The organism is Ruegeria sp. BH8, assembly GCF_056538065.1.
On record NZ_JBQFSP010000031.1, the window covers coordinates 1 to 12,072 of the forward strand.

The window sequence follows — 12,072 nt, forward strand, 5'->3', positions numbered from 1 at the left end:
AGCGGAACCCCTTCAGGCGCGGCATGTTGGTCGGAATGTTCATGACCCGCTGATAACCCGGTCAAGTCAGGTGAACAACTTGGCAATACCCCTGTTCTATCCGCTCCGTGCACCTGGAACACATTCTTCGCCAAATCCAGGCCAACCACGCTAATCTGTTCCATAGACGCCTCCATTCAGGTTGTTTGCAAACCCACAATGGCACATCGAGGCCAGCGGGGGCGTCTACATGGGGTAATCGCGGGAGCGAGTCGCCCCGAAGTTTAGCCTCCGCATTGGAGAGTGGCTGTTCCCCGATAGGATGACAGTACGGGCTCACGACTGTACGCCGGGCCCAAGCATCATAGGAGAACAGCCATGAAAGAGTATATCGGTCTCGATGTGTCACTTATAGAGACGGCAGTTTCAATCCGACGTGATGGCAAACGTGTCTGGCGCGGGAAATGCGCCTCTGATCCTAAGACCATTGTCGATCTTATCCGGAAGCGTGCGCCAGCTGCGGAGCGCGTCGTGTTCGAAACCGGTCCACTGTCGGTTTGGTTCTTCCATGCACTGACAACCATGGGGCTTTCAGCGATTTGCATTGATGCCCGACATGCCAAGGCAGCGCTCGACATGGCAGCCAACAAGACTGACGCGAATGACGCTGACGGTTTGGCACATCTTGCGGAAGTCGGGTTCTTTCGCGAGGTGCGGGTAAAAGGGTTCGGCAGCATGCTGACCCGCACACTTGTAGCGGTGCGCACCCGGTTGGTCAGGATTTCTGTTGAGCTTTCGAACCAGATCCGGGGCATCATGAAGACATTTGGGTTGATTGTTCGCGCGGGAAAGGGAAGCCGCTTCGAAAGCAATGTCAGGGAACTTCTTTCAGATCAGGACGAACTCACCGCCGTTGTTTTTCCAATACTGGAAACTTGGAGCAGCGTGCGCATCCGTGCCGCGGATCTCACTCGGCGGCTGGCTGCTATGGCGCGCCAAAGCCAGGCCTGTGAATTCTCATGTCGATCCCTGGCGTCGGCACCATCACAGCAACCTCCTTCGTCACTGCAATTGAAGAGCCGAGTAACTTTCGAAAGTCACGCTCGGTCGGCGCATGGCTTGGGTTAACACCTCGACGCTTTCAGTCCGGAGAAGTCGATTATGAGGGTCACATATCCCGACGCGGTGACCGTCATTTGCGAGGGCTTCTATATGAGGCGGCCACTGTCATCCTGACCCGCAGCTCAGTCGATTGTGACCTGCGGGTTTGGGGCCTCAACCTCCGTGAAAAGATCGGTTTCAAGCGCGCGGCAGTTGCCGTTGCGCGCAAGCTGGCCGTCATAATGCATGCCATGCTCAAAACCGGCAGGCCCTTCGAACAAACTGGCCAACCGGCCGCATGATGGTATCACGGCTCGCATTTGGTCTTTGAGTACTCTCTAACGTCCTCGCCGGGACGTGAGCAGAGCCATTCCGCTGAAGGTGTTGCACTGCTGGATCAGCTGAGTGCGTCGTCTACATTTGGAAGGCTCCCCTCGCGAAGCTCCATCATGCGGCGGCAGATGCCGACCGCGAAGACAACCATGCACCCGGCAACCGGTCTTCAAAGTGCAAGAAAAACTTGATCTGAGCCGTGCGATTAGACAACACCTTCTGAACCCTCTGCCGCACTCGACCTCTAATAGGCGAAAGATCGCATGGGAGCTGTGTATTCGCAATGATTTACCCCTGAAAATGTATCGGAAGGAAAGCACCCGCAGAGGTCTTACGGCAAAAGATGATTGAAGAGATGGGCCGCCGCCCCTACCCTCAAAGACAATCGGTGTCGCGGTTCAAGTATCGCTCACAGAACTCTGAATTGTTACATTGAGCGAGAAGTTTTTGATGGATCTACGGCATTTAAGGTACTTCATAGCGGTGGCCGAGGAGTTGAATTTCACCCGGGCAGCTGAGCGACTCAACATGGCGCAACCGCCACTCAGCCAGCAAATTCGACAGTTGGAAGAAGAACTGGGCGCTGTTCTACTGGAGCGCGGCTCCCGCCCCCTTAAATTGACCCGGGCAGGTGAACTCCTTTTGGAGAATGCACAGGAAGTTATCCTGCTGGCGGATCGGACTAGGAAAGACGTTGCGCGGATAGGCAGGGGGCAAGTCGGGCAGTTGAACGTCGCCTTTGTCGGTTCGGCCTTGTATTCGCTGCTTCCGAGTGTGCTGAATAAGTTCAGGCAAAAATACCCTGAAATCGAAGTTTCACTGAATGAGATGTTGGCTCCGGATATCGTAGCGGCCCTGCGCGAGCGACGCGCCGATATCGGGCTGATACGCCCTTCGTTGCCGGATACTGGCGAATTTGAGCAGAAGCTTCTCGTCACAGAGCCGCTGGTTCTTGCTGTGCCGGAGCAACATCCGATCGCGGGGGAGATTTCCGTGCCGCTCGCGGCGATTGATGGGCAGCCCCTGATTCTCTATCCGCGTCTACCCAAACCGAGTGTCACTAACAATATTCTACGAACCTGCGAAGCAGCTGGGATCGAACCGGAAATCGTGCAGGAAGTCTTGCACATCCAGACTGCACTCACGCTAGTTTCCGCCGGTGTGGGTCTGACCTTAGTGGCGCGTTCAGTCGCAGCTCAACCGCGCAACGGGCTGGTTTTCGTCGAGATCAATTCACCCTCGCTCAGCACCGAACTTTCGCTCGTCTGGCGCCCCGGTGGTTTCTCTCCTTCGCTGACCAATTTCCTGACAGCCTGTGAGCATGAACGGAAGATTTGGTCTTCGAGCACCGCGTGAGCATGGCAGACTAGGTGCCATCCTGGACGCTACGCGCCAATCTCTCCGGCACCTCCTGACACCATATTCAAACCGTCTAAAAAAGTATCGAGACCGTATTGGACGGTTTCCGATATGATCCCCTAGCCTGTCTCACACAGGATGCCAAAAGCATCAGGTTGTCGTGGGGGGAAAAGAATGACGGGTGCTCAAGCAGCAAACAAAGTGATGATCATCACCGGCGGGTCGCGTGGGATCGGTGCGGAGATCGCCCGCAAAGCGGCTTACGAAGGCTATCGGGTTGTCGTGACCTATGCATCGGGCGCGCAGCAGGCCGAAGCGGTTGTAGCGGAGCTGACCGAGAACGGTTTCGAGTCGATCAGTGTTGCCTGCGATGTTTCACGGGAAGAGGATGTAGTCGCATTGTTCTCCAGAACGAAGGAGGTGTTCGGGCGCGTTTCGGTCCTTGTAAATAACGGCGGCGTAACCGGTGGGTTCTCCAAGGTCAGAGACGTAACAGCGCAAACGCTGCACGACACGATGTCGGTCAATGTGGTCGGGGCGTTCCTCTGCTCGCGCGAGGCGGTGCGCCAAATGTCGACCGAGACGGGCGGACCTGGGGGCGCCATCATCAACGTATCTTCGCGCGCGTCGCAGTATGGCGGGGCCGGAGAATGGGTGCATTACGCAGCATCCAAGGGAGCATTGGACACCCTGACGCTTGGGCTTGCCCGCGAAGTTGCGCCGGAGGGCATTCGAGTCAACGCGGTCGCACCGGGCTTTATCGACACCGAGCTTCACGCTGCTGCTGGCGATGCCGGGCGCGCGGCGCGGCTTGCCGCGTCCACACCAATGGGTCGGCCTGGCACATCCGCTGAAATCGCCGATGTCGTTTTGTGGCTCGCCAGTGATCAGGCCTCTTACGTCACGGGGGCGATCGTGGCGGCAGCAGGCGGGCGATAACCCGATCAACATACAAAATTTGCGCGCCTTCTCCACAGGAGGACGGTTAGGGCGCGCTTGTATCCAAAGGGAGGAGAATAAGATGAAAGCTCAAATCACGATTGCAGCCGCTACGATCAGCGCCGCTCTTAGCCTGGGCGGTGCGGCGTTTGCGGATCAGTTGAATTGGAAGATGGCCCACTTCACCACGGGTGGGCCACATTATGAGTTTGCGCTAACCTATGCGGAAAAGGTCCGGGAGTTGAGCGACGGAGAGATCAACATTGAGGTATTTCCGGCCGGTACGCTCGGCGGTGCCGCTACCGTTACTGACACGGTCAGCAACGGCGTGAGCGAGGTTGGATTTAACTGGATGGGGTATGACTGGGGCCGCAACAAGGCGACGGTCTTGTTTTCAGGGTACCCCGCCGGGATGAACGATGTTCAGATGCTGCAGTGGCTAAATGCCGGCGGAGGGCGGGCGTTGCAACGCGAATTCAGGGCGCAGGAATTCGACGTCGTGTCGTTCCCGGCTTACCTGTCGCCAGCTGAGATTTTTCTGCATTCCAACAAGCCTATCGAGTCGCTCAAAGACATGGCCGGTCTCAAATTCCGCACCGCAGGGGCCTGGCTTGAGATGTCCGAGCAACTTGGTGCTGCGCCGGTTACCGCCGCAGGGTCGGACGTCTACCCGATGCTGGAGCGCGGGGTGATCGACGCGACGGAGTGGTCCACACCGGCCACCAACGTGTCAGCCGGGTTCCAGAAAATTGCCAAATACGTGATCGTACCAGGTATCCACCAGCCAGCCTCCGGGTTCGAAGTGATTTTCAATCAGGAAGCGTGGAACAGGCTGAGCGATCATCAGCAAGTGATCCTGGAAAAAGCAGCAACGCTCAATCTGTTCACCTCGTGGTCGCAGCTGGGGTATGACGACATCGCCGCGTTCCAGGAGTTTGAACAGAGCGGCAACGAGATCATCACGCTGACACCGGAAGTCCAGGGCCGCGTCCAGGAAATCTCGCGCGGCTGGGCCGATGAACAGGCAGCGTCGAACGGCTGGTTCGCGACGATCTACGAAAGCCAATCGGCCTTCCGACAGAACTGGGCGAGCGCCAAGCGCTATCGCGATTTCGCGATCGATTGACCGGGTTCTTCAAAAGGACGGCGGCCGCGCGCATGTCGTGGTCGCCTGAATTCAACGATCAGGTGCTGGTTCAATGAAAACCCTCGATACCCTATCAGAATTGTTCGGCCAGATTGCCGCGTGGTTGCTTGTGCCACTCGTTGCGATCATGTGCTTTGAGGTCTTTTGCCGCTACGTGCTCGCTGCGCCAACGACATGGTCTTACGAGCTTTCATACATGTTGACGGCGGCAAACTATCTGTTGGCCTTCGCGATGGTGCTGCGCCACGACGCCAATATGCGGGTCGACATACTTTACAACACCCTGCCCGCGCGCTTACGGGCGGCCGTCGATCTATTCTTTCTTGTCGTCGTTCTCTGCCCGTTTCTTTACCTCATTCTGCCTGCTCTGTTTCATCATATGGCCCGAGCTTGGACAACGGGGGAACTGACGGGGCAATCTTCCTGGAATCCACTGGTCTGGCCGTTCCGGCTTATCTACGTTCTGTCGTTTGCGCTGCTGGGCATTCAGGTGCTTTCGGAAATCGTGCGCAAGGGCCGGATTACGCTCAACCTTAACCCCAACGAAGAAGAGCGAATACAATGACCCCGCTTCTCATGTTTGCATGCCTGTTCGTGATGATCGGCTTTGGCGTTCCGATTGCGTTTGCGATGGTGGGTACGGCGGTTGCCTTCGGCTATGCCGCATTCGGACCGGCCGTGGCGTTCCAACTGGTCGATAAAGTCGGTGAAGTGACGACTAACTTCGTGTTCTCGGCGATCGTGTTGTTTGTGTTCATGGGCTCGATGCTGGCCGAGGCGCGCATCGCGGAGCGTCTGTTCTCGGCCATTCATGTCTGGACGGCGAAGGTGCCCGGCGGCCTGGCCATCACGACTATCACAATGTGTATCGTCTTTGCCGCGACAAGCGGTATCGTGGGCGCGACAGAGGCTGTTGTCGGCCTGCTTGCCGTACCGGCCATGCTCAAAAAGGGATACAACAAGTCGCTGATATCCGGATCGATTTGTGCGGGTGGTTCGCTCGGAACTATCATCCCGCCATCTATCATTGTCGTCGTTCTTGGGCCGATCGCCAACGTCTCTGTCGGGGACCTCATGGCAGGCATACTGTTCCCCGGCCTGATGATGGCGTTCTTTTTCCTAACTTACACGATTGCCATTGCGGTGTTGAAACCGGAATTTGCCCCGCGCGAGCACGTTGAGGCGACGCCATTCATGGAAAAGGTTAGAATGACCGCTGGGGCGCTGGTGCCGCCGATCATTCTAGTCATCATCGTACTTGGCTCGATTATTGGTGGCGTTGCAGCCCCTTCGGAAGCCGGTGCGGTCGGTGCGCTTGGGACGGTACTTCTTAGCATGCTGTATGGAACATTCACGCTTTCCGCGTTGCGGGCGGCCGTGATCCAGACTGTCAAAGTCACCGCTATGATCATGATCATCATTCTGGCGGGCTCGATTTTCACGGGCGCATTCATCGCAACGGGTGGTCTGAAGATGTCGACCGATATCATCGCCAGTCTGAGCCTGGGGCCTTGGGGCGTTCTTCTGGCCGTCCTCTTCATGGGATTTCTTCTGGGATTTGTTCTCGACTGGATCTCAATTGCGCTGATCCTTTTACCGATTTTTGTTCCCGTCATCACTCAGTCAGGATTTTCACCGGAGTGGTTCTGCATCCTTTTTCTGATCACGATGCAGACCAGCTATCTGACACCACCACTCGCGCCAGCGATTTTCTATCTCAGGGCAATTGCCTCGGGGGATATCAAGACGACTGACATGTATGTCGGCGTGCTGCCGTTCATCGGGCTGCAACTGCTCACCTTGCTGATCGTGCTCAGGTTCCCGGCCATAGCGCTTTGGCTTCCAGAACGATTGCTGAATTAAGAAAGGCGTTTCACAGCAGAGGCAGCACCTCTGGAATAACACGAAATCAGTATTGGCGCGCCATGCGCCCAAGACCGAAAATGATCAGAGGGATGATCTGCATCCTTCGAAAACCTTACTGCGAAAAAGGAGCTACAAGCATGAATGCTTTGGAAAAGGCAATGGCAGAGTGCGCGGATGACGGCATTTCATTCAACCGTGTTGAAACAAATGGGATACGCATGTTCTACGCCCGTAAGGGCAAGGGATTTCCGCTTGTACTTCTGCATGGCTGGCCCGAGTTCTGGATGGTATTTCGACCAATCATCAATCTGCTGGCCGACGATTTCGATGTCATCGTTCCTGATCTGAGAGGCTGCGGAGACACCGGCAAGGCACAGCCGGGTCCGGACGACAATGCCGGTGCAGATGTGCATGCACGCGACATCAAGGGTCTCGTAGAAAGCCTTGGGATATCCAAGTTCGGTCTAGTTGGGGGCGATTTGGGGGCCTATGTCGCCCAGGCTTTTGGCCATAATTTCTCCGAGATGCTTTCCGGGCTGTTTTTTTTCTGCACGCCGTATCCGGGTTTGGGTAAACGCTATGCGCAACCCGACCATCTGACCGAAGTCTGGTACCAGTATTTTCAGCAGATGCCCTGGGCTGCGGACCTGGTCGGTCAATCGCGGGAGGCCTGCAAGATCTATATGTCGCATTTCCTTAATCACTGGTCGGGCGACAATCCAGCAGTCTTCAAGGATCTGATCGAGATCTACACAGACAATTTCATGAAGAACGACAATATCCAGGGCGGATTCGACTGGTATGTCAGCTCGGCAAAGAACCGGCGTTTGTGGGTCGAAGAGAAACTGCCGATGCCGCCGGTCATCGACGTTCCCACCCATTTCATGTGGGGAAGGCGCGATCCACTTATCCGCCCGGACTGGAGCGACCGGTTGGGTGAATATTTCAGCAACTTCACGATTGAGTTCGCAGAAGCGGGCCACTTCGTACATGCCGAAGTTCCCACCCAGGCTGCGGCGAATATCAGGACCTTCTTCGCCGACAAGGTCGAAGCTGCGACCTGAGCGACAGTAAACACGCGCACTGCTCGGCGCTGCCCAGCCCCTTGGGTCGCAGGCCTGGGCGATCCGGCGACGATGCGCATAGTCCGAACCCCGTCTTGGAGGTATGAATGACGAAAGCAAAGAATATCGCCGTTGTTGGCCTGGGGTCCATGGGCTTTGGTATGGCGCAATCCGCGTTGCGGGCCGGCCACTCCACATGGGGCTTTGACGTTGCGCCGGACCGGGTCGAAAAGCTCATTGGCGAAGGCGGCAAGCGCGGTTCCATACCCTCGGTCGCACCAGTTTTGGACATTGCTGCGATCGTGGTTCTGAACGCCCATCAGACGAAGGCCGTGCTGTTCGGTGACGCCGGGATTGTCCAGCACATGGCGCCGGGCTCCTGTGTTATATCCTGTGCGACGGTCCCCCCTGACTTTGCCCGCGAAATGGCCGTGCAATGCATGGCCCGGGGCGTCCTTTACCTGGACGCACCCATTTCGGGGGGGGCGGTAAAAGCGGCAGATGGGCAGTTGACGATCATGGCGTCCGGGCCGCCCGCAGCTTTCGAAGCGGCGCAGGCGGCCCTGGATGCCATGGCAGAGACGGTGTTCGATCTGGGGGCAGAGCCAGGCCGTGGATCGGCTATGAAGGCGGTCAATCAACTGCTGGCGGGCGTACACATCGCGGCGATGGCCGAGGCAATCACCTTTGGCAAGACCCAAGGGATCGAGCCGGGCCAGACATTGGACGTGATCTCAAAATGTGCCGGGACGAGTTGGATGTTCGAGAACCGGGCCCCTCATATCGTGGAGGGGGATTACAGCCCGCGCTCATCCGTCAACATCTGGCCCAAAGACCTGGGTATCGTTCTGGACATTGCAAAGACCGCGCGGTTCAGCGCCCCAATTACGGCCGCGGCGTTGCAGCAGTTTGTGGCCGCCACTGGGATGGGGTTCGGAGGGGAGGACGACGCGGCTGTAGCCAAGGTCTATGCCCGCAATGCCGGCTTAACGCTTCCGGGCGAAGCGTGATCGCCCATGGCCGCTCGTATTGCCCTTGTTGCCCACGATGCGATGAAGGATTCTATCGTGAAATGGGCGCAGCAGAATGTAGGCTTGCTGCACAGCTTTCAACTCCTTGCGACCGGCACAACCGGGGGCCGCATAAACGCGGAAACCGGTTTGAACCCGGAGCGGCTGCTGAGCGGCCCTCTGGGCGGCGACGCTCAGCTCGGTGCCATGATCGCCGAGAGAAATCTGGATGCCCTGATATTCTTCATCGATCCGATGACAGCGGTGCCGCACGACGTGGACGTGAAATCCCTTCTTCGCCTCGCAATTCTTTACGACACGGCATTGGCCGTAAACGAAGCGTCGGCCGACGCCGTTTTGCGGGTGCTGATTGACAAGGAAACCTAACATGACGACGGTTTTGGGTTGCATTGCCGACGACTTTACCGGGGCGACAGATCTTGCGGCCCTATTGGCCCGCAGCGGTGTTCGGGTTTCCTTGCGGATCGGCGTTCCGGCAGAGGCCGCCGCCTGTCCAGCGCCCTTTGAAATCGTCGCGCTCAAATCCCGCACTGCGCCGGTGGACAAGGCGGTGGCGGAGGCGCGCGCGGCGTTGCGGTGGCTGCAGGACTCAGGTGCTAAGCGGTTTTTCTGGAAGTACTGTTCCACATTCGACAGCACGCCCAAAGGCAATATCGGGCCGGTCGCCGAAGCTCTTATGGACGACTTGGGTGCGCGCCAGACAATCTATTGCCCTGCGTTTCCCGAAAACGGGCGCTCGATATTCATGGGTAATCTGTTTGTCGGTCGACAACCGTTGTCTGAAAGTCCGATGAAAGATCACCCGCTGACACCGATGCGCGACAGTAACCTGATGCGGCTGCTGCAGCCGCAGGTCACGCGCCGCGTCGGCCTGTCGGACAGGCTCATTGTTGAGCAAGGCCCCTGCGCCCTGCGGACAGAACTGGATGCCCTGAAAGCCGAGGGTGTCGCGCATGTCGTCATAGACGCGGTGGCCAGTTCTGACCTCGACGTTATCGCGAAAGCGTGCCGCGACATGCCGCTGTTGACGGGGGGCAGTGCGCTGGCGATGCCGCTGCCTGGCCTCTACCTGGAAGACAGGGTTTTGGCAGCCAATGCGCCGGTATCCGAAGCCCCGCCGCTCGACCCTGCTGCCATCATTCTATCGGGCAGTTGCTCAGCCATGACCAACAGGCAGGTTGCCGATTACACCCGCACGGGTGCCCCAAGTTTAAGGCTCGATCCGCTGGAATTGGCAGAAGTCGGCGTAGCGTCCGTGCACGACTGGGTACAGAAGCAACCATTCGACCGCGCCCCGATCATCTACGCAACGGCCGAACCCGAAAGCGTGAAACGCGCCCAGAAAAGGCTTGGAATCGCTAGAGCTGGCGAGATCATTGAAGAGGCACTTGCCGCCTGCGCCTTCACGGCGCGGCAGACCGGTGTCCGGCGATTTGTCGTGGCAGGGGGTGAAACCTCCGGCGCCGTGACCAGGGCGCTTGGCCTCGATTGCCTCAGCGTCGGGGCAGAGATCGCACCCGGCGTGCCTTGGTGTTATGGCCATTCAGACGGCCATCAGATCGCGCTTACCCTGAAATCAGGCAATTTTGGAACCGAAAGGTTCTTTTCCGAGGCCCTGGAAAAGCTGGAGGTAAGATGACGAGGGAAAGCGCGCTTCGCGAACGGATCTGCGAGTTGGCCAAGTCAATGTTTGATCGCGGTCTAACCGGTGGCAACACCGGCAACATATCTTCCCGTACGCCGGACGGGGGGCTGTTGGTCTCTCCCACTGGGACAAGCTTCGGGCGGCTTGATCCCGGTCGCCTCAGCCGGTTTGACGCTGCTGGTCGGTTCATCTCAGGCGACCGGCCAACAAAGGAAATGCCACTGCACAGCGCCTTTTACGACACACGCTCGACCGCAGGCGCCGTGGTTCACCTGCACGCCTGCCACTCTGTGGCGCTGTCGATGATGCCGGATGCAGATGAGGACAATTTCCTCCCGCCGCTGACCCCCTATGCGATTATGAAGTTGGGCAAGGTCAAACTGCTACCCTTCTTCCTACCCGGCGATCCCGCCATGGGGGAGGCGGTACGGGGATTGGCCGGAAAACGTTCAGCGGTGATGTTGGCCTCCCATGGCCCTGTCGTTGCCGGCAAGACTGTCGAATCCGCTTGTTTCGCCATCGAAGAACTGGAGGAAACAGCAAAGCTCGCGTTGCTGCTGCGCGATGCAAACCCAACCTTGCTGACCCCTTCACAGATAGGCGACGTAACCGAGCGATTTGATGTGGAGTGGGACGAATGATGAGGTTTTCGGCCAATCTCGGTTTTCTCTGGAAAGAATTGCCCCTGCCCGAAGCGATCCGCGCGGCAGGCGCTGTGGGCTTCGACGCGGTGGAATGCCACTGGCCATACGAGACGCCCGTTGCTGAGGTCGTCAAAGCCCTGGATCAAACCGGGTTGCGAATGCTCAGCCAGAACACAGGGCGGGGTGATAGCTCAAGGGGCGAAAACGGTCTTTCGGCACTGCCCGGCCGAGAAGGTGAAGCCCGTGTCTTGATAGATCAGGCAATAGAGTACGCGACAGCGATCGGGGCAGCGTATGTCCACGTTATGGCTGGCAATGCGAACGGGCCGACCGCGAACGCCACTTTTGTGGACAACCTACGCTATGCAGCGGCGATGGCACGCGTCCACGACTTAACAATACTAATCGAGCCTCTGAATCGATACGACGCCCCAGGGTACTTTCTTAAGACCACAAGCCACGCAATAAGGATCATCGAGGAGGTTGGGGCATCAAACCTCAAATTGATGTTCGACTGCTACCATGTGCAGATCATGGAAGGTGATTTGTCGCGGCGTTTGTCTGCACTTTTGCCTCTGATCGGACATATCCAAATAGCCAGTGTTCCAGACCGCCACGAGCCCGGATCCGGCGAAATCGATTATGGGTACCTTCTTTCGTTTCTGGATCGGGTTGGATGGGCCGGTTGGGTCGGTTGCGAATATATGCCAATGGCAACTACGGATGACGGCCTAGTTTGGATTGAGAATCTTCGTAGGAAGTTGGGAGGCTAGAACTGTGTTCAGAAATGAGACAGACTTGGTCAAAGCACACCGCCATTTCATGATGCCGTGGTCGCTTCAAACGGATCTGTTGCAAAGTGAGCTACCCCCCTGAATTTCGGACACTGACGTAAGCTACGATTTGTTGTTTGCTGATCTTCGACGAAGAGGAGATCAGAGATGTCGAAACGGAAGAACCATTC

The 12,072-nt window shown here is 57.5% G+C and carries 11 protein-coding genes and 1 pseudogene; all 12 read left to right on the plus strand.

What is annotated here, in order from left to right; genetic code table 11:
- The first annotated feature begins 357 nt into the window (after positions 1–357).
- The 12 genes and pseudogenes from ACR0AD_RS20635 (at position 358) to ACR0AD_RS20690 (ending at position 11,881) form a co-directional block, all read left to right on the plus strand.
- A pseudogene (locus ACR0AD_RS20635) lies at positions 358–1,382 on the plus strand (IS110 family RNA-guided transposase).
- A 463-nt stretch (positions 1,383–1,845) separates the two neighbouring features.
- Positions 1,846–2,769: a LysR substrate-binding domain-containing protein gene (locus ACR0AD_RS20640; RefSeq protein ID WP_480489444.1), complete on the plus strand. Its 924-nt coding sequence runs from the start codon at positions 1,846–1,848 to the stop codon at positions 2,767–2,769.
- Positions 2,770–2,946: 177 nt separating this feature from the next.
- Positions 2,947–3,711, plus strand: a complete 765-nt coding sequence (locus tag ACR0AD_RS20645; RefSeq protein WP_480489445.1) for a glucose 1-dehydrogenase — start codon at positions 2,947–2,949, stop codon at positions 3,709–3,711.
- Between the two features lie 82 nt (positions 3,712–3,793).
- Positions 3,794–4,837 (plus strand): TRAP transporter substrate-binding protein DctP, encoded by a 1,044-nt coding sequence (gene dctP / locus ACR0AD_RS20650; protein ID WP_480489446.1) that lies wholly within the window; start codon positions 3,794–3,796, stop codon positions 4,835–4,837.
- 73 nt (positions 4,838–4,910) lie between these two features.
- Positions 4,911–5,423, plus strand: a complete 513-nt coding sequence (locus tag ACR0AD_RS20655) for a TRAP transporter small permease subunit (RefSeq protein ID WP_480489447.1) — start codon at positions 4,911–4,913, stop codon at positions 5,421–5,423.
- Complete coding sequence (locus ACR0AD_RS20660; RefSeq protein ID WP_480489448.1) at positions 5,420–6,721, plus strand: TRAP transporter large permease; 1,302 nt, start codon at positions 5,420–5,422, stop codon at positions 6,719–6,721. Before ACR0AD_RS20655 ends, ACR0AD_RS20660 begins: the two co-directional genes overlap by 4 nt.
- A 140-nt stretch (positions 6,722–6,861) precedes the next feature.
- Positions 6,862–7,788: an alpha/beta fold hydrolase gene (locus tag ACR0AD_RS20665; protein WP_480489449.1), complete on the plus strand. Its 927-nt coding sequence runs from the start codon at positions 6,862–6,864 to the stop codon at positions 7,786–7,788.
- Between the two features lie 107 nt (positions 7,789–7,895).
- Positions 7,896–8,798 carry an L-threonate dehydrogenase gene (gene ltnD / locus ACR0AD_RS20670; RefSeq protein WP_480489450.1) on the plus strand — a complete coding sequence of 301 codons (903 nt, stop codon included), beginning with the start codon at positions 7,896–7,898 and terminating at the stop codon, positions 8,796–8,798.
- Positions 8,799–8,804: 6 nt separating this feature from the next.
- Entirely contained in the window at positions 8,805–9,185 is a 381-nt protein-coding gene (locus ACR0AD_RS20675; RefSeq protein ID WP_480489451.1) for a methylglyoxal synthase, read from the plus strand.
- 1 nt (position 9,186) lies between these two features.
- A complete protein-coding gene (otnK, locus tag ACR0AD_RS20680) occupies positions 9,187–10,458 on the plus strand; it encodes a 3-oxo-tetronate kinase (protein WP_480489452.1) in 1,272 nt (423 codons plus the stop codon).
- Positions 10,455–11,105: a 3-oxo-tetronate 4-phosphate decarboxylase gene (gene otnC, locus ACR0AD_RS20685; protein WP_480489453.1), complete on the plus strand. Its 651-nt coding sequence runs from the start codon at positions 10,455–10,457 to the stop codon at positions 11,103–11,105. Before otnK ends, otnC begins: the two co-directional genes overlap by 4 nt.
- Positions 11,105–11,881, plus strand: coding sequence for a hydroxypyruvate isomerase family protein (locus tag ACR0AD_RS20690; RefSeq protein ID WP_480489454.1), 777 nt, complete (start codon positions 11,105–11,107; stop codon positions 11,879–11,881). The genes otnC and ACR0AD_RS20690 overlap by 1 nt, the downstream gene beginning before the upstream one ends.
- Positions 11,882–12,072: the final 191 nt, after the last annotated feature.